General features: G+C 61.4%; 19 protein-coding genes. All 19 read left to right on the top strand.

All coding sequences use genetic code 11. From position 1 onward, the window contains the following. The first annotated feature begins 169 nt into the window (after positions 1–169). The 19 genes from ACLRGI_RS02520 (at position 170) to ACLRGI_RS02430 (ending at position 17,885) form a co-directional block, all read left to right on the top strand. Positions 170–292 carry a hypothetical protein gene (locus ACLRGI_RS02520; RefSeq protein ID WP_419200137.1) on the top strand — a complete coding sequence of 41 codons (123 nt, stop codon included), beginning with the start codon at positions 170–172 and terminating at the stop codon, positions 290–292. Positions 293–619: 327 nt separating this feature from the next. Continuing rightward, a complete protein-coding gene (locus tag ACLRGI_RS02515) occupies positions 620–1,117 on the top strand; it encodes an ImmA/IrrE family metallo-endopeptidase (RefSeq protein WP_419200136.1) in 498 nt (165 codons plus the stop codon). Beyond that, a complete protein-coding gene (locus tag ACLRGI_RS02510; protein WP_419200135.1) occupies positions 1,117–2,073 on the top strand; it encodes a hypothetical protein in 957 nt (318 codons plus the stop codon). Before ACLRGI_RS02515 ends, ACLRGI_RS02510 begins: the two co-directional genes overlap by 1 nt. A gap of 337 nt (positions 2,074–2,410) precedes the next feature. Beyond that, positions 2,411–3,559, top strand: a complete 1,149-nt coding sequence (gene chvE / locus ACLRGI_RS02505; RefSeq protein ID WP_419200200.1) for a multiple monosaccharide ABC transporter substrate-binding protein — start codon at positions 2,411–2,413, stop codon at positions 3,557–3,559. A gap of 160 nt (positions 3,560–3,719) precedes the next feature. Then, complete coding sequence (gene mmsA / locus ACLRGI_RS02500; RefSeq protein ID WP_105693694.1) at positions 3,720–5,249, top strand: multiple monosaccharide ABC transporter ATP-binding protein; 1,530 nt, start codon at positions 3,720–3,722, stop codon at positions 5,247–5,249. Positions 5,250–5,254: 5 nt separating this feature from the next. Further along, positions 5,255–6,538 carry a multiple monosaccharide ABC transporter permease gene (mmsB, locus tag ACLRGI_RS02495; RefSeq protein WP_419200134.1) on the top strand — a complete coding sequence of 428 codons (1,284 nt, stop codon included), beginning with the start codon at positions 5,255–5,257 and terminating at the stop codon, positions 6,536–6,538. A 39-nt stretch (positions 6,539–6,577) separates the two neighbouring features. Beyond that, a complete protein-coding gene (locus ACLRGI_RS02490) occupies positions 6,578–7,561 on the top strand; it encodes a LacI family DNA-binding transcriptional regulator (protein WP_419200133.1) in 984 nt (327 codons plus the stop codon). Between the two features lie 5 nt (positions 7,562–7,566). Beyond that, positions 7,567–8,139: an orotate phosphoribosyltransferase gene (gene pyrE / locus ACLRGI_RS02485; protein ID WP_419200132.1), complete on the top strand. Its 573-nt coding sequence runs from the start codon at positions 7,567–7,569 to the stop codon at positions 8,137–8,139. Between the two features lie 15 nt (positions 8,140–8,154). Beyond that, the gene (locus ACLRGI_RS02480) at positions 8,155–9,279 is read left to right on the top strand and encodes a thioesterase domain-containing protein (protein ID WP_419200131.1); all 1,125 of its coding nucleotides are present in this window, start codon (positions 8,155–8,157) and stop codon (positions 9,277–9,279) included. Positions 9,280–9,388: 109 nt separating this feature from the next. Further along, positions 9,389–10,363, top strand: a complete 975-nt coding sequence (locus tag ACLRGI_RS02475) for an ABC transporter ATP-binding protein (protein WP_419200130.1) — start codon at positions 9,389–9,391, stop codon at positions 10,361–10,363. Then, positions 10,360–11,274: an ABC transporter permease gene (locus tag ACLRGI_RS02470; protein ID WP_419200129.1), complete on the top strand. Its 915-nt coding sequence runs from the start codon at positions 10,360–10,362 to the stop codon at positions 11,272–11,274. Before ACLRGI_RS02475 ends, ACLRGI_RS02470 begins: the two co-directional genes overlap by 4 nt. A 187-nt stretch (positions 11,275–11,461) precedes the next feature. Beyond that, entirely contained in the window at positions 11,462–12,568 is a 1,107-nt protein-coding gene (gene lxmK / locus ACLRGI_RS02465; RefSeq protein ID WP_419200128.1) for a class V lanthionine synthetase subunit LxmK, read from the top strand. Further along, a complete protein-coding gene (locus ACLRGI_RS02460) occupies positions 12,565–13,539 on the top strand; it encodes a T3SS effector HopA1 family protein (RefSeq protein WP_419200127.1) in 975 nt (324 codons plus the stop codon). The genes lxmK and ACLRGI_RS02460 overlap by 4 nt, the downstream gene beginning before the upstream one ends. Positions 13,540–13,650: 111 nt before the next feature. Beyond that, the gene (locus ACLRGI_RS02455) at positions 13,651–13,824 is read left to right on the top strand and encodes a hypothetical protein (protein ID WP_419200126.1); all 174 of its coding nucleotides are present in this window, start codon (positions 13,651–13,653) and stop codon (positions 13,822–13,824) included. A gap of 112 nt (positions 13,825–13,936) precedes the next feature. Continuing rightward, positions 13,937–14,110, top strand: a complete 174-nt coding sequence (locus tag ACLRGI_RS02450) for a hypothetical protein (protein WP_419200125.1) — start codon at positions 13,937–13,939, stop codon at positions 14,108–14,110. A gap of 109 nt (positions 14,111–14,219) precedes the next feature. Then, positions 14,220–14,858, top strand: coding sequence for a flavoprotein (locus ACLRGI_RS02445; protein WP_419200124.1), 639 nt, complete (start codon positions 14,220–14,222; stop codon positions 14,856–14,858). Continuing rightward, the gene (locus ACLRGI_RS02440; protein WP_419200123.1) at positions 14,855–15,721 is read left to right on the top strand and encodes a hypothetical protein; all 867 of its coding nucleotides are present in this window, start codon (positions 14,855–14,857) and stop codon (positions 15,719–15,721) included. Before ACLRGI_RS02445 ends, ACLRGI_RS02440 begins: the two co-directional genes overlap by 4 nt. Then, on the top strand, positions 15,718–16,971 hold the full coding sequence (locus ACLRGI_RS02435) for a M16 family metallopeptidase (protein WP_419200122.1): 1,254 nt from the start codon (positions 15,718–15,720) through the stop codon (positions 16,969–16,971). Before ACLRGI_RS02440 ends, ACLRGI_RS02435 begins: the two co-directional genes overlap by 4 nt. Then, complete coding sequence (locus ACLRGI_RS02430; RefSeq protein ID WP_419200121.1) at positions 16,968–17,885, top strand: hypothetical protein; 918 nt, start codon at positions 16,968–16,970, stop codon at positions 17,883–17,885. The genes ACLRGI_RS02435 and ACLRGI_RS02430 overlap by 4 nt, the downstream gene beginning before the upstream one ends. The last annotated feature ends 8 nt before the right edge of the window (positions 17,886–17,893 follow it).

Genomic DNA, 17,893 nt, shown 5'->3' with positions numbered 1-17,893 from the left:
CTTGCTGCCGCCGAGATATACGCAGATTTTCAACGTTCAACCTTCAGACTGCCGTTCTCCTTGGTGCCCCAAGGTTTGGCGCTCAGCGCCTTAAATGTCTATGGCTTAAGTTTCTCTGGATGAGGCACAAGAGTGCGAGAAGAAACTGACGAGAAAGGTCCTTCGGTTTATGGCGACTTTTAAGATCAACTACGACGTGCCGGGCGGTGGCTTCTATCCCGACATCAAGACAGACTCCTTCAAGAGGTCGACGGGTACTTTTACTTTGTTGATGAGCAGCGTGACCTTGTAGTTGACTGCCTCGCGGAGGCATTCGTTCGACGGGTACACCGCGAAGACAGCTAGCGGGAACGCTGCCAGTGCCTCGCTCGATTTCGGTCGTCGAGGCGCTGGCCTTGCCGCGGCTCGACCTCGTCACATCAACCATCGCTGCGGCGAGCGGGAGTGACTGAGCGAGGTTCCTGGCCCATTGCTGGGAAGTTCGTTCCAGTTCAGGGTCGCCCACAGCGCCAGTCAAAAATGTCTGTGGCAACAGTTACGTTAGTAACAGACCCGCATCGAAGGCGGTGTCTGTCGGTAGACTGACTTGTAAGCAACAACGTGTTTGAGAGGGAGTGCGGTGGCTGCGGAAGCGTCAGAACTCAACTACAAGGCTATCGGCGAATATGCCGAATTTGTGGGTAGGCACTACGGAATCCACTCCAACGACGGGCCTGCGGACATCGAAGCACTGGTGCGTGACCTGGGTGGTCGCATCGAGTACGCCGAGTCGAACGAGTCGATGCATGTGCGCTCGAAAGGTGATTTCACCATCTACCTGTCTGAATACACATCGCGGCGGCGAGACCGGTTTACGATTGCCCACGAATTGGGTCACTACTACCTGCACTATGTCCACCCCGAAAAGACCACTGAAGATGGATTTGGGCGTGGTGAGCGCAACCTTGTAGAGACGCAGGCGAACGTCTTTGCGGCGTCCCTCTTAATGCCCGCCGACCTGTTCAAGGCAGCGCATCGGGAGTTGGGAGGCGAGTCGTGGTCCCTTGCCGAGCGCTTCGGAGTGTCGCCTAGTGCAGCCGGCGTCCGTTGCCAAGTTCTCGGCTTGGCTGTCCGTTAGTGGCTCCTGATCCCCGGTCCTTGCTCTTCCTTTCCTGCGACATAGTTGGTTCTACCCAGTTCAAGCAAAACCGATCGAAGAACTGGCAGGCCACGTTCCTGGCGTTTTACAGACAGTTTCCGCAAGTTTTGGGGCAAATGGCCCGACATTACCCAGATCTGGATTTTAAGTTGTGGAAGCCGGTCGGGGACGAACTTATTTTTACCTGCCGTGTGGAGAAAGAGATTGACGTCTACAATGCTGTGCGCGTTTGGTTGGCGGCAATGTCGGAGTACGAGAGCGGCACGCTGTTCAAGGAAAACTTGGCGACAAAAGGTGGTGCGTTTATTGCGACGTTCCCAGGTCCTGACAGTGAATCCACTATTCCTATAAACCCTTCCTCTGAAGACTCGGACGAAGATCCGGTCGAGCTCAACAGGATTGCTCTATCGGGCCGGAGAAGCCCGATGAGGTACCTTTACGACTACTTCGGGCCGAGCATCGACACGGGCTTCCGGATCTTTGGCGTTTGCTCACAACGCCACTTCACGATGACCGTTGAGGTTGCGTGGGCAATGAGTCGGTGCCTTCAGGACACCGGGATGGACAAGTCCTCGGTGCACGTCGACGACTTCACGTTGCTGACCACGCAGAGTCTGAAGGGGGTCTGGGGCGGCCGCGAGTACCCGGTGTTCGCAATCGACCGTCAACACGACGATCTCGTCAACAAGGCGCTGGAACAGATCAAGGGGCGAGCGCTCCAGTCAAATGACATCGCCGTACTCTGCCACGAGTGTTCGCAAACGGACGAATGGCCGTCCCTGTTGTACCTTCCTCAGTCAGGCTTTGAATTATTCAAAAAGGTGCCGAAGGAGAGCGTTCGGCCCCTTGAGAAGATCCACCGTGATGGTAGGGAGGACCTTGCGCTGGGCCTTGGCGGAACGGAATCTTTGGAGGAGAACCCTCCTCGAATTTGAGTCGCATTCGTGAGAGCGGGGAAGAGTTCCTCTTGCCATCAAGGAGGAGCGTTCGTAGCCCGGCACTGCCCACAAAGCAGTGCCGGGCTTTCTTGTGCCTGCGCCCGAGTAGCGCGCCAATTGTGAACGCTAACAACGTTTCAAGTCAAGAGCTGGCGGATTGGTTCAGTGCTGCAATCATTTCGTGATCCGCAGCACTTGACCAGCGGCATTGTTAGCGTTCACAATGGCATTCGCACCACCTTTCGTGGCATGTGGCACCCAGCTGGCCGCAGACCACGCAACGCTTCACCGTGCCGGACGCGCAGATGCTCCGGCTGCATCAGAGTTCGCGGCAATGCTGCCGCGTAAGGAGAGCATCGTGAGATTGAAGAAACTCCTGGGCGCCGTTGCGGTTGTCCTAACGTTGACTGTCGGGGCCACAGGCTGCGGTAGTCGCGGTGGCTCTGCCGAGTCCACCAGCAGTGCAAATCCCAGCGATTCACTGGTTGGCATTTCGATGCCGACCCAGACGTCGGAGCGTTGGATTGCTGACGGCGCCAACGTTGAGAAGTCCCTGAAGGACCTTGGCTACAAGACCGACCTCCAGTTCGCCAACGACGACATTCCCACGCAGGTTTCCCAGATCGAGAACATGCTGACGAAGGGTGCCAAGGCGCTCATCATCGCAGCCATCGATGGCACCACGCTGACGGATGTCCTGGCCAAGGCCAAGGAGCAGAACGTCAAGGTCATCGCCTACGATCGCCTCATCAACGGCACGCCGAACGTGGACTACTACACCACGTTCGACAACTACACCGTGGGTGTCCAGCAGGCCACCTCCTTGCTGACCGGCCTTGGCCTGGTTGACGCAAGCGGCAAAAAAGTTGAGGGTAAGGGCCCGTTCAACGTTGAGCTGTTTGCAGGCAGCCCGGACGATAACAACGCCAACTTCTTCTGGACCGGCGCCATGGACACCCTCAAGCCGTACCTGGATGCAGGCACCTTGAAGGTTCCCAGCGGCCAGACCAAGTTCGAGCAGGCAGCCATCCTGCGCTGGCAGGCACCCGTGGCCCAGAAGCGCATGGAAGACATCCTTACCTCGGCCTACAGCTCCGGAACCAAGCTCGACGGCGTGCTGTCGCCTTATGACGGCCTGTCCATCGGCATCATTTCCGCACTGACCAGCACCGGCGGCTACTCCACCGGTGACCTGCCTGTTGTTACAGGCCAGGATGCAGAGAAGGGCTCAGTGAAGTCCATCATCGCCGGCGAGCAGTACTCCACCATTTTCAAGGACACCCGCCAGCTCGGCGCTCAGGCCGTGAAGATGGTCGACGCTGTCCTCAAGCGAACCGAACCGGAAACCAACGACACCAAGACCTACGACAACAAGGTCAAGGTTGTCCCGGCCTTCCTCCTGAAGTCCGTCATCATCACCAAGGACAACTTCCAGAAGGAACTGATCGACTCGGGCTACTACACGGAAGCCGACGTCAAGTAATCACGTCCCCGGTCTGTGGCCCCACCGTTCTGTGCTGAAGTACGGAGTTCTGTGCAGCAGCGCGCAGTTGCTTTAGTACCAGAGCGTGGGGCCACAGCCTCCTTTAGAGCCTCCGAATCCTCGGCCTGGCCAAGTTTCAACCAGTCAGCGGGAATTGACGATGAACGTACCCATTCTTCAAATGCGAGGAATCACCAAGACCTTCCCCGGGGTAAAAGCCCTTCAGGACGTCACCCTGGACGTCAACCGCGGTGAGGTTCACGCCATCTGTGGTGAAAACGGAGCAGGGAAGTCCACCCTCATGAAGGTGTTGTCCGGCGTCTACGCGCACAACACCTTCGACGGCGACATCCTCTTCGAGAACGAGCCCTGCGAGTTTTCCAGCATCACGGACAGCGAGAAGCGCGGCATCGTGATCATCCACCAGGAACTGGCGCTGAGCCCGTACCTGTCCATCGCGGAGAACATCTATCTCGGCAATGAACTGGCTAAGAACGGCTGGGTGGACTGGCGGAAAACCAATCTGGAAGCCGCCAAGCTGCTGGCACGCGTGGGCCTCAGCGAAAACCCGGTCACCCCCATCCAGCACATCAGTGTTGGGAAACAGCAACTGGTGGAAATCGCCAAGGCCCTGTCCAAAGAGGTGAAGCTCCTCATCCTGGACGAGCCCACGGCCGCTCTTAATGATGAAGACTCGGACCACTTGCTGGACCTCATCCTGCACCTCAAAGGCCAGGGCGTCACCAGCATTATCATCAGCCACAAGCTCAACGAAATCCGCAAAGTAGCTGACGCCGTCACCATCATCCGCGACGGCAAGTCCATTGAGACCCTTCGCCTGGACCAAGGCCAGATCACCCAGGAACGCATCATCCGGGGCATGGTGGGCCGCGACCTCGAAAGCCTCTACCCGGACCGGACCCCCAACATCGGCGAGGAAGTCCTCCGCATTGAGGACTGGACCGTTCAGCACCCTCAAGACCATTCCCGCATGGTGGTGAACAACGCCAGCCTCAACGTCCGCAAGGGTGAAGTAGTTGGCTTGGCAGGGCTCATGGGCGCCGGCCGTACCGAGCTGGCCATGAGCGTTTTCGGCCGGACGTACGGACGGGCCGTGTCCGGCAAGGTCTACAAATACGGGCAGGAAATCAACACCTCCACGGTCTCGGACGCCATCGACCACGGTATTGCCTACGCCACAGAAGACCGCAAGCACTATGGCCTGAACCTGATCGAAGACATCAAACGGAACATCTCCATGGCAGCACTGAACAAGCTCGCCAAACGGGGCTGGGTGGACGGTAACAAGGAGACCACCGTTGCCAACCACTACCGGAAGAGCATGAACATCAAGGCTCCGTCCGTTGCTGCGATCACCGGCAAGCTCTCGGGTGGAAACCAGCAAAAAGTGGTCCTGAGCAAATGGATGTTTTCCGACCCGGATGTCCTGATCCTTGACGAGCCAACCCGTGGAATCGACGTCGGCGCCAAATTTGAGATTTACACCATCATCGCGGAGCTCGCAGCGGCAGGAAAAGCCGTCATTGTGATCTCCTCTGAGCTTCCGGAGCTCCTGGGCATTTGCGACAGGATTTACACGCTGTCCGCGGGCCACATCACCGGCGAAGTCCCCATCGCCGAAGCCACCCAGGAAACCCTCATGCACTTCATGACCAAAGAGAAGGAATAGCGAACATGTCCGCCCTCAGAGAATCCCTTGGCTTCCTCACAAGCCGCCTCCGCCAGGTTGGCATCTTCGTCGCCCTGATCCTGATCGTCATCCTCTTCCAGGTCCTGACCGACGGCATCCTCCTCCAACCGCAGAACGTCACCAATCTGGTGGTCCAGAACAGCTACATCCTGATCCTCGCCATCGGTATGGTGATGGTTATTATCGCCGGGCACATCGACCTCTCAGTTGGTTCCATCGCGGGCTTCATCGGCGCCGTTGCAGGCGTGATGATCGTCCATTGGGGCTGGGCTTGGTGGCTTGCCATCCCGGCCTGCCTCCTGGTTGGCGCCTTGGTGGGTGCCTGGCAGGGCTATTGGATCGCCTACGTAGGCATTCCGGCGTTCATCGTCACCCTTGCCGGCATGCTGATTTTCCGCGGCCTGACCCTCATCACGCTCAAGAACCAGCAGATCACCCCGTTCCCCAGCGAGCTGCGGGCCCTCGGCGGCGGCTTCCTTCCGGACCTCACCGGCGGCACGTCCGTCCTTGAGTGGCTGACGGTCATCCTCGGCGTCGGCGGCACGGCTGCCATCCTCTTCCAAGCGCTGAAGGAACGCAGGGTCCGCCGCAAGTTCAATCTCGAGAATGAACCCATGGCGTGGTTTGCCGTCAAGAACGGGTTCATCGCAGTCCTGATGCTCATCATCACGTTCCTCCTGGCCAGCTACCGCGGCACCCCGATCGTCCTGATCGTCCTGGCGGTCCTGGTGATCCTGTACTCCGCACTGATGAACAACAGCATCTTCGGCCGCCACACCTACGCCATTGGCGGTAACCTCCACGCGGCCGAGCTTTCCGGCATCAAGACCAAGAAGGTCACCTTCCGCTTGTTCGTCAACATGGGCGTCCTCGCCGCGTTGGCCGGGCTGGTGTTCACTGCCCGCCTGAACTCGGCACAGCCTGCCGGTGGTACAGGCTTCGAACTCGATTCCATTGCAGCTGCCTTCATCGGCGGCGCGGCGGTCCAGGGCGGCATTGGCACCGTGGCAGGAGCCATGATCGGTGGCCTCATCATGGGCGTGTTGAACAACGGTATGTCCATCCTTGGACTGGGTACGGACTACCAGCAGCTCATCAAGGGCCTGGTGCTCTTGCTCGCCGTCGGCTTCGACATCTTCAACAAGAACCGCACCGGTTCCGGTGGCGGATCCTCCGCGGGCCGTCGCTTCAAGTGGAAGACCACGCCTCCGGCAACCGAAGCCTCCACCCCCGCCAAGTCCGAGCCTGTCGCCGTCGACGCGAAATAATCGCTGATGTCCAGAGGGGGAGCGGCGCGACCTCCCGTCATGGGTGACGTGGCCAAGATGGCGGGAGTCTCGCACCAAACCGTTTCCCGCGTCCTGAATAACCATCCGAACGTCAGTGGCCAGACCAAACAGCGCGTGGAATCAGCCATCGCGCAACTGGGGTACCGCCGTAACACCGCGGCCCGCAGCCTGGTGACCCGGCGGTCCCGGACCATCGGTGTGCTTGCTTGTGAGACAGGTCAGTTCGGCCCTGCGAACACTCTCCTGGGGGTGGAACAGGCGGGGCGGGAAGCGGGCTACTTCGTCAGCATTGCGAACCTCCGCGAAGTGACCGACCACAGCGTCAATGATGCGATCGCGCACTTCCGGAATCAGTCCGTGGACGGGATCGTCATCCTGGTTCCGCACCCTGATGTCCTCGCGGTCTTGCGGGACGTTTCGTTTACCGTGCCGATCGTCGCTGTCGGTGCGGGGACGGGCAACCAGCTGACGGGCGCGTCGCTGAACCAGCGGTTGGGTGCCAGGCTCGCAGTTGATCATCTGATCGGCTTGGGTCATCGCCGGATCGCGCACATCTCCGGCCCGCCGCACTGGATCGATGCCGCCGAACGCATCAAGGGATGGCAGGAGTCGCTGGCAAATGCTGGTTTGGGTGCTGAGATCCTGCTGCAGGGTGGCTGGGACGCGGCCTCCGGTTACCGCGCCGGTCTGGACCTCATTGAGCAGCACACCGTCACGGCCGTGTTCGTTGCCAACGACCAAATGGCAGTGGGCGTCCTCCGCGCAGTTCAGGAGGCCGGCCTTCGCGTACCGGGCGACATCAGCGTGGTGGGCTACGACGACCAACCCGAGGCCGAATTCTTCATGCCACCGCTGACCACCATCAAGCAGGACTTCGAAGAACTCGGCCGCCGCTGCATGGAAGCGGTGCTGCAGCAGCTGGAAGGAAACGGATCAACCGGGGACCAGATCGTCAATCCCCGCCTGGTGATCCGCGCCACCACCGCGGCCCCACTAAACTAGGAGCCATGACTTCCACGCCTGATACTGCTGCTGCCCGCGCCCGCCTTCTTGAACTGATCAAAGAACTGGCGGTGGTCCGCGGCAAGGTGATCCTCTCCAGCGGCAAGGAAGCGGACTACTACATCGACCTCCGCCGCGTCACCTTGCACCACGAGGCCTCCAAGCTGGTGGGCCAAGTCATGTTGGCAATGATCGACGACGCCGGCGTGTCAGTTGAGTGCGCCGGCGGACTCACCATGGGTGCTGACCCCGTAGGTACCGCCGTGATGCACGCTGCTGCCGACGCCGGCCGTGCCGTGGATGCCTTCGTTGTCCGCAAGGCCCAGAAGTCCTACGGCATGGGCCGCCAGGTGGAAGGTCCCTCGGTTGAAGGCCGCAACGTAGTGGTCCTGGAGGATACGTCCACCACGGGCGGGTCCGCACTGACCGCCGTCGAAGGTGTCCGTAAAGCCGGCGGCAACGTAGTGGCTGTGGCCGTAATCGTTGACCGTGATACCGGCGCCAAAGAGAAGATCGAAGCCGAAACCGGCGTGCCGTACCTCTTCGCCTTCGGCAAGGATGAACTGGGCCTCGACTAAGCCTATGCTTGCTGCGTGGACGTTCAAGTAGGGAAGCTCACGGCTCCGTCGGAGGTGAACGGAAACCTCCCCGCGCCGGCAAGTGCGGAACCGCAGCAGGCCGAGGATCCGGGCTCATGGGCCCGGATCCTGCCCTACGCTGCCCGGCTGAAGAAGACGTCCCGCCGTAACTTCCTCATCACTGCCGGAGCTTCCGGGGCGCTCGCAGCGGACATGCTTTTCACCCGCCGCGTGCAGGCCGAGCGGCGGGCCACCAAAATCCTCCGGGTCCCGGATCCGTACTCGGACCTGTACTTCCCCAAGGCCAGCTGGATCCTCTTTCCCGGGTATAAAACCAGTTGGGAAGAGGCCCAGTGGATCCTGAACTCACTGCGGCCTGCCCTGCATCAGCGGGGCCGCCTTGCCGCCGTCGGATATTCCAACCTGGGCCTGGACGTGGACGAAATCGTCCGCGAAATCATCCTCCATGTCCGCGAGCTGGAGCTGGAGAAACTCTACTTTTACGGCCACAGCTTCGGTGGGATGCTCGCCACCCAAGTGGCTGCACGCCTGCTTGAGCTGCACGGCGTAGAAACGCAGCTGATCGTCCTGGATTCCAGCCCCTTCAACCGCGCAGACGTGCTGGACCAGAGTTGGTTCGACGGCGTGGTGTTCCTTTATGAGAACGGGTTCCGCATCCCGTCGGTCCTGCGCGGCGGCTACGAGCTGGGGGAGCGTGTGGCGCACAAGGACGAGCGCACCTGGCGGCAAATCCTGGACCAATCCCTGGAGCAGCTCTCGCCGATTGCCCCTTCCAGCGTGCTGATCCAGACGGAATCGGCGTACATCTACCACTTTGACGGACTCCGGCTGGCCGGAAAAATCGGTGGTGCCAAGATGGCATTCATCGGCAACGCCAAGGACGCCACTGTGGACTACGAGTCGGCGCGGGCTGGGTGGAGCAAGGTGTTCGGGGCCAACATGGTGATGCCCACGCTCAGCACGGAAGGCGCGCGGCCTGCCCACGCCAGCCCGCAATGGAACGGCGGCATCTACCGGCCGCTGCTTGAACGCGTCCAGGATGAACTTCAGCCGCTCCCGCCGCAGCCCGAGGAGCCGATCTACCAGGAGCCGAATGGCAGGGTGGTCCGCCCGGCCTAGGTGAACTTTTGTATAAGTGAGCTCTGTACTCGAGTACAGGGTTGGTATGCGCGATCCTCCGTAGCGTCGTTCTTGACAGGAAATAAGAACGAATTTCGAGGAGCGAAGTATGAACGGCCTACAGCTCACGGGCATCAGCCGCAGCTTCGGTGACCGCAGGGTCCTCCACGATGTGGACCTCACGGTCCATCGCGGGGAGATCGTGGGATTCATCGGCGGCAACGGTGCAGGTAAGACCACCACCATGCGCGTAATCCTTGGTCTACTGACCCCGGACCACGGCGAAGTCACTTGGGAAGCCTTGCCCATCACGGCCAAGCACCGCAGGCGCATCGGGTACATGCCCGAGGAACGAGGCCTCTACCCGCAGATGCCAGTGAGGGACCAGATTATTCACTTCGCCTTGCTGGAAGGGCACCAACCCGCCGCCGCACGTGGGGTCGCAGACGAACTTATAGCCTCCCTAGGCCTCCAAGGCCGTGAGCAGGCTTTGGTTCAGGACCTCTCCCTCGGAAATCAGCAGCGCGTCCAGCTGGCCGTCGCCTTGGTTGGAGACCCCGCACTGCTAGTGCTGGACGAGCCATTCTCAGGGCTGGATCCACTGGCCGTGGACACGATGTCCCGTCTCATCCGTGAGCAAGCCGACCGGGGCGTCGGAGTTCTGTTCTCCTCACACCAACTTGAGCTCGTAGAGCGCCTGTGCGACAAGGTTTGCATTCTCGACCGCGGTCGTGTGACAGCGAGCGGCAGCGTGGTGGAGCTGCAGGACGACGGGAAGAGCCGCTGGCGATTCGGCTTCTCCCGCACGGCAGATTCGTTCGCCGCCGAGGTGTCGATGGCCCGCGGCGTCAACGTGGAGTTTTCCGCGGCCGACCGCACTACGGTGCTCGTCTCGGTGGACGGCTCAGGACGGGACGTACCCGGAGAGATCCTTGCAGCAGCGCAAAGGCGCGGCGGGCTGAAAAGCATCGTGTCCGCACAGAGGTCATTGGCAGACCTGCTTGCCGGCAAGTTCATCTCGTCCCATACGATGACCACCCCGGGGGCGGAGCGCTCCCTCGACAAAGTTGGAGTATCGCAATGAGCGCAACAACATTTGATCGCACAACCCGCAGCGCCGCTCCATCATCCGGCAGCGGACTACGCGAGACGCGCCTGATTATCCGGCGCGAGGTCCTTACCAGGCTGGGGAACCGGACCATCCTCACGGCAACAGGACTTCTTGCCCTTTTCGCCGGCGCCGCTGCCGGGATCGGCGGATGGTTTCTGGTGGACTCACTGGGCGGGGCCGGGGCGATGAGCTTTGACCCTCGCGCCATCTTCGCCACAGCCATGATCAGCGCATTGCTGGCCTCCTTGGTCTACTCGGCATCGAGCCTGACCTCCGGGGTGGTGGAGGAGAAGTCCTCAAGGATCGTGGAGATCCTCCTAACCAAGATCGGAATCGTCCCGTTGCTGGCCGGCAAGATGATCGGCATAGGACTGGTAACCCTGGTCCAACTGCTGGCAATCGGCGGAACCGCCGTGCTGGGATTCAGCGTGGTGGGGGGCTGGTCCCTTATCAACGTCGCCGTGGGGCCGAGCCTGCTGTGGTTCCTCCTCTGGTTCCTTCTGGGCTACGTAATCTTCGCGGCCTTGAACACGACCCTCGCCTCGACGGTTTCCCGGCAAGAGGACCTGGGCACTGCGGTTATGCCGCTTTCCGTGCTGCAAATGGTGCTCTTGGTGGTCTCCCTTTACGTCCTGCCCATGAACATGGGGAACCCGTGGCTGGAAGGTCTGTCCTTCGTGCCGCTGTTCTCCTCCTACCTCATGCCGATGCGCTTCGCACTGGAAGACGTGTCCGCATGGGAGATGGTGCTTGCCGCCGGCATTTCGGTGGCAGTGATACCCGCCCTGTTCTGGTTGGCCACCGTGATTTACCGGAACAACGCCCTGCGCACCGGCTCCCGAGTCACCCTGCAACAGTCCCTGACCTCAGACGAGATGGCCTAGCCCCAGCTCGTCACCCAGTTCACGGCCCGGCTCATCGGGTCTCTCCAGATAGGAAAAACATGCCTGACAACAAGCGCAACCAGTCAGTGGCCACCAAGAAACTCGTTCGCAACATAGCCCTTCTGCTCATCGGCATCCTGGCCGCTTACGCGGTAACCACCCTGCTGCTCTGATGGAGACCCTCACAATGACCGCCACAGCCCCGCACCCGCAGTCCACCACTCCGGCGGCACGCCGCGCAGCCGGCTTGGCCAGCACTGTCCTTGCTATCCACGGCAGGGAGGCGGTGGAAGAGATCGCCCCCGCCGCCTTCGCGGGCCGCAATGGCACATGGAACATGAGGCTCAGGAATGGGGAAAAGGTCTTCGTCAAGCAGATCTCAGCACTAGCTTCGGGCCCGATGGCCTTCAACCGCTCGGTAGCCTTCGCCGCATTTGCGGAGCAGTCCGCTGACTTTGCGCCGGCAACGCCACAGCTCATTGGTAGCGACACCGCAAACAACCTCCTGGTTTTTGAGCACTGCCCCGGAACCAGCCTGGCGCACCTGCTGGTGGAGGAGTCCATGCCGGAGAACTTCCCCGAGGAAGCGGGCGCGTTGCTTGCCAGGCTCCACGCTGGGCCTGCAATCGGGTTGGAACGCTCGGCACCTCCAAGCCCGCCTGTGGAAATGCTCGCGGTTGGCGTTCCGCACGCTCGCTACCTTGAGTTCACAATGGCGGAGATGGCCCTCTGGTCACAGCTCCAGAATGACCAGGAGTTGGTGGCCGCTGCTGGCAGGCTGAGGGCATCGGAGCGGAAGCACCAAGAACGTCCCATCCACGGCGATCTGCGTCTTGATCAGTTCCACCTTCACAACGCGAAACTGTGTGTCCTTGACTGGGAAGAGTTCGGACTCGGCGACCCTGCCCGGGACCTGGGAATGCTTGCTGGCGAGTGGATCTATCGAGCGGTGCTGGACACGGTCACCACCCGCGGAGGAGCCTCCGCACCCCCTGCCAGGTTCGACCATGACAGTGCCTCAGCACGCATCGCCGAGCGGATGGCAACTATTGTTCCCTCCATCCGACGGATGTGGACGTCCTATGCCGATAATGCCAACTACGGCGATCCGGACCTTCCGGTTCGGGCTACCGCCCACCTGGGATGGCATCTGGTGGACCGGACCATCACCAGGGCTCCCATGGTGTCCCGGCTACCAGGCATTGAACGGGCTGCTGCGGGCGTGGGGCGCGAGGCACTGCTTGCACCCGGCAACTATGTCAAAGCCCTCGGTTTCGAAAGGACACACCGATGACAGTCACACTGGCCGCTCCAACTCCCACGTCATTCGAGCAGGTGCTGGCGGCCTTGGAACACCGGGTTTCCGTGGACGCCTACCGGCTCACCGCTAGGATAGACGCCACCACACTCAGTGCCACCAGCCACAGCGAGTTGCGTTCGCAATTAGCCGGAGCGATCTACACACACCTCCACGTAGGGCATCCGGGCATCGAGACCGTGCCAGGAACAGGCCACCAGGACCTTGCCGTCGCGCTCATTGATGCCATCCCGCACCGCACGGTTGTTCAGGCGGCCACCGTTCAGGCGGCGACAGTGGGGACGCGGCCGGGGACGTCCGTTCAAGGCGTTCCGCACCAGGTGGTGGAGCTGTCCGGTGTGAAGGTCCTCTTTCCCGCAGAGGCGCTGGTACGCAACCCTCTGGACGAGATCGTGGGGGTGCATGTTCCCAGTTGGCGAAGTCGCGCCACCCCGGGGTTCCTCCTGGCACTCGGTGCCCACGGATCCGTGAACCCTGCGGCTGCTTCAAGGCTCTACCTGTCCTTTGCCACGGCATCAGAAGCACTTGAAATGTGGCCGAAGATTCTTGGAGCCCTTGCCGCCAGCGGGCTTGGCCATCAGGTCAAGACCCTCTCGTCATCCCTGGCTTTCCCACGCAGTGACGCGATGGTGATCTACGTGTCAGCCAACGATTCGGACGCCGCGGTTTCCCTTGTTCGTCCTGCCCTGAGGTCCCTGTCCGAGCGGGACACGCCTGTCTCGGTTTTCACCCATGGCGTGGGCGACCGCCTGGCACTTGCCATGGAACCAAAGGATTCGCGACCGGCGTATCGGGGGCTCAGCTTCGGACAACAGCGCTCGCGGGTTCTGGCGGACGCACTTCTCCGTGCGTCCAAGGAGAAAACCGACCTCGAAGCCGTGTGGGCTGACGAAGCTCAAACGGCCTGCATCAACCCTCACCAGCCCGGCTACAACGCCGGCCAGTGATGAATCCGGGCAGTGGCCTGCCGCTGCCCGGCACCCAAAAACCTCCCATGAGGAACCTAGAAAGAAAAACCCATTCCCACTTAGTGGGAAGCAAACAAAACAGGAGACACCATGTCCAACGCAGTTGTTAACTTCCACCAGGCCGATTTGACCGATCTTGCACGTGCCCACAGCACTTTCGCAGCTGCTGACGAGCTCGGCGGCGACGCTGCCACCGAAGCTCCCGCAACCTCACCGCTGTGCATCGGCATCATTGTTGGCGCCACCCTCGGTGCCGGCTGCTAACTGCCCCGCAGCACCACAACGAAAGCTCTCACAGCACTACAACAACAAGCTTTTCACGCAGTAGCAACCCGGACGCACCCATCACGTGGGGCCAATAAAAGGAGACACCATCATGAATCACGCCATCACCAACATCCCGCAGGCCGACCTCACGGACTTGGCCCGTGCGCACAGCACCTTCGCGGCTGCTGACGAGCTCGGCGGCGACGCTGCCACCGACGCGCCGGCCACCACGCCGTTCTGTGCAGGGGTGATCATCGGCGCAACCCTGACCATGGGCTGCTAGCCAGACATGAACACGGGGAAGGCGCCGGCGAGGTGGTGGAAACATCATCGCGCTGGCGCCTCCTGACCCTTATCCGTCCCATCCACCTTCCTGAATGCTGAGACCTGCCATGACAACCACTGACAGCAGTCCCCGTCCGATATGGGCGGACCTCACCCTCGAAGCCTTCGGATACTCCAAGGTTGCACTGATTCTCACGGGCTCGGCAGTCACCCAAGTTATGCCCTTTTGGATTGAATGGGCGGTTTCCGCGGCGCCGGGAACGGAATTCAAGGTGGTCATGCGGGATTCCGCGCAGCGATTCATCACCCGTCACAGCATTGAGTCACGGTTGAAGTCCCGAGTACAGGCCGATGCCTGGGGGGAAGAGCTCGTTGCTGCACACATCGATTTGGCAGAGTGGGCGGACCTGATCCTGATTTACCCGGCAACTCTGGACTACTCATCGCGCCTGGCTCATGGCATAGCCGATTCGCCGTCTTTGCTGGCAGCAATGACCACGGAGGCCCAGGTCTGCATCGCTCCGGCATTGCCGCCCCGGGCCATGGCGAACCCTATCGTCGCTGAGACACTCAGGAAACTGCGTATGCCGGAAAACTTTCTGGTCATTGACCCCGTCCCTGGCCCCAGCGAGTCCAGCGATGTCGCGCTGGCCTGGGTGCCGCCGTCGTTCCCCTCAGTGCTGCGCCGGTTGGAAGAGGAACGTCTCCTCCGTGCGGGCATGACCAAAGAGGCGGCCAGTGTATGAGCGCCTCGATGGATTCCCGGGAGAAGTCAGTCATCCGTTCCACCCGGACCGACCTGCTGTCCACGGGTGTTTACCAGGTTGGAGGGGCTTATGAATGGGTGCACAGCCTCGGAGTTGGAGCGCCGATTCCTTTCTCTTCCCTACCGATCAGCATCCGTCCCGAGCCCGGAGCTGACCTTGTGGTGGTAGGTGTCGGGGGCGATCGTCACCGTTCATATTCGACGCCGGCCGGGTCCACGGTCTTCGACCTCATCACGGCGGAGGTGCCCGCGAACCTCCGGGCGGCAGGGCGGATATGGGGGACGGCCCTTAGCGTTCTCCATGAAAAGGCCTCCCTGATGGGCGACTTTCCTGGAAGTACTCCACGAACCATCCGGCGCTCGGAGGCCTGGCTGGGAGGTGCGTGGCAGCCGGCCCGCGAAGTTTTGGGCGATTCTGGCTTGCAGGAGATCCGTCGATGGATCAAGCGCGTACTTTCCGGCCCCCACCAAGTGGTTGTGCACGGATATCCCGGGATGGCCCACTGGGTGGTAACTCCTGATGGTGCAGCCGGCTCGCTCCTCACCGGCGAGGACGTGGGGCTCGCCCACCCTGGTTATGACATCGCCTGGGTGCTTGGAGAGATGGCGGAGCTGCACGCCTTCCACCCGGTGCTGCGGGCAAACATCGAAGAATTGCGGAACGGTTTCCTTGAGACCTGCGGAGAAGCTCCCGGATCGTCCGAGATCGGCCCGGCACTGGCCTTCAGGATCGCCCAGCATTCCTACGACTGGCACCACTATGCCGGTGCTGGAGAAGCCCAGGCGAAGGCACTTCTTCACCTGGCGGGCTCTTACATGGACACCACCCCGGAGGCGCGATGACTACCCCGTCAGTTCTTGGCACCCTGGATGGTCGAACTGTGTACGGCATGCAATTGGACACCGGAACCAGGCTGCTCGCCGTCCATGATCCCTCCGCCCGCATCCTCTCCATGAGTCTCGGTGTGCCGGCGGGAATGCGCCATGAAATGCCGGGCGAGGAAGGCATGCTGCACCTCCTCGAACACATGGTTTACCAGGACAGCGAGAACATCACGGCGTTGGAACGGCAGGTTTCGGTTCACAAAGCCGGGGGAATCCTGGGCGGGAACACTCATATGGACTACTCCGAGTTCTACGAGTCCGGTCCCACGGGTCACCTCGAACAGATCTCGAGTCGCCTGGTTGAGCAGGTCTTCCAGCCAGCACTGACGCAGGAGCAGATCGCTGAGCAAATAGATGCCGTTGCCACAGAACGGGCGCAGCGGCTGGCTCCGGCTCCCGGGGGAATCCTGCCCTGGCCACACCTGACAGGACACTATTGGGCGGACCACTCCAACGGTCATGACGGCACCGGCGATAGTGACCTCGCAGCCCGGGTTACCCGTGGAAAACTACAAGCACTGCATCGCCGTCTTTACCGTCCTTCTGCGGCTGTACTGACGGCGGTGACATCTCAAGACCCTGAGACGACGTTACGGCTGCTGGCGGCACCGTTCTCTGGAATTTCAGACCAAGTGCTCGGTGTCCCTGTGGTGCCAGACTCCGTCCGCAGGGGTGGTTCGACGTCCACGATCTACTCCAGCGGGGCCACCTCCACTCGTCTACTTTCCGCCACGGCTGCAGCGGGCGGTCACTCCGCAGGGCCGGATCTCCTCGGTGACCTTGTGGCAGCTGAGATGCTGTCCCAGCAGGATGGCCTGGACGCCAGCGCCGGCTTGTTCGGGCCAGGGGACCTGGCCCGGGACGACCTGTTCGTCCTGGTGGACGACACCGGGCAGGCCATTGATCCTTCCGAGAGATTCCGGGCGCTGGCGATCGCCGATGATGCAGCCATCATCCTTGCCGCCGGTCGCGCCGTACTCCGGCTGGAAAGGTTCACTCACCACGACCAACGGCTCGCCCGGACTGTCACGCGCGACGTGCTTTTGAGGGGGAGACCGACGTTTGCCGTTGAGCTGGCGGATGCCCTCGCCGAAATATCCGAGGACGTCACGCGGCTCAGGCCGTTGGTCGCCGCCGCGGGACGGCGTCTTGCCGGGCAGGACTCCGTGTCACTCACCGTCCAACCCTCCGAGGAGATTCTCCGATGATCACCACTCGCCGCTATTTGGCCCAGGTTGACCGGCGTTCCCGCTTCACCACTGTGTCGATGGGCTGGCGAACAACGTCCGAGGGCGTGCCGCGCCTACGCAGTGCCGTTTCCGGGGCAAGGGATCACTGCGGGCCAGCCAAGCAGCCAGTTGCCGTGACATGGACGCCCGGTGATGGCGCCCTGGTGATGACTGCGACCCTGCCGGAGCTGGCTGTACAGGGCTGGACTGAATATGTCACCAACACCGAACACACGGGAATAGGGGAATTCGGTGATCCCGTGCTTGCAGTTGTGGGTTCTGCCGGCGTTCTGGAAGACCTGGAAGGCAGTTTGTCGGAACGAGGGGGAGAAGGGCCTCCCAGCCCTCAGCCAGCGTTCCGGAGCACCATGCGGCAGACCACCGCACAGAGAATCGAGCAGACTCTTGTCATCGGACAGGACCCCGCTGGCGACGTTGGGTTCGCCGCAACGTTCCTGGCCATCTGCCTGGTGGCCGGAGGGCCGGGAACCCTCCTGTCTGACGCCATTGAAAAGTCCGGGCACCAGGCAATCCTTCAAGCCGGCCGCGGCCTGCAGGACTCCACGCCAACAGTGAACTGGCACATCGTGACGACGCGGCCCAACGGCTCGGCTGTTCTGCAAACGGTGCTGTCCACAGTGGCCGGCTACAGAGTTGCCGAGCACACGGAAGCAGTGGAACAGGCTAAGGAATTTGCCCGAACTAATCTGAACCGCGCGTGGCAGTCCCCCTATGAACTGGCCCGCTCCCTAGCCACTTACGAGGTGATGGGATGGGGCGGCGAGCTCGTCCGTAACCCGGATACCGCCGTCGACCTTGTGGATTCCGCCGCTATCGAGAAGGCTGTAGAAGGCCTGGTTCGGCCTATTAAGGAGGTCCTGGGACGCAGCTAGTGTGTCAT

Source organism: Paenarthrobacter sp. PPS72 (assembly GCF_048537125.1).
Lineage (GTDB): Bacteria > Actinomycetota > Actinomycetes > Actinomycetales > Micrococcaceae > Arthrobacter > Arthrobacter nitroguajacolicus_E.
Note: the sequence above shows the minus strand (reverse complement) of the source record. Positions and strands in the feature narration are given on the sequence as shown.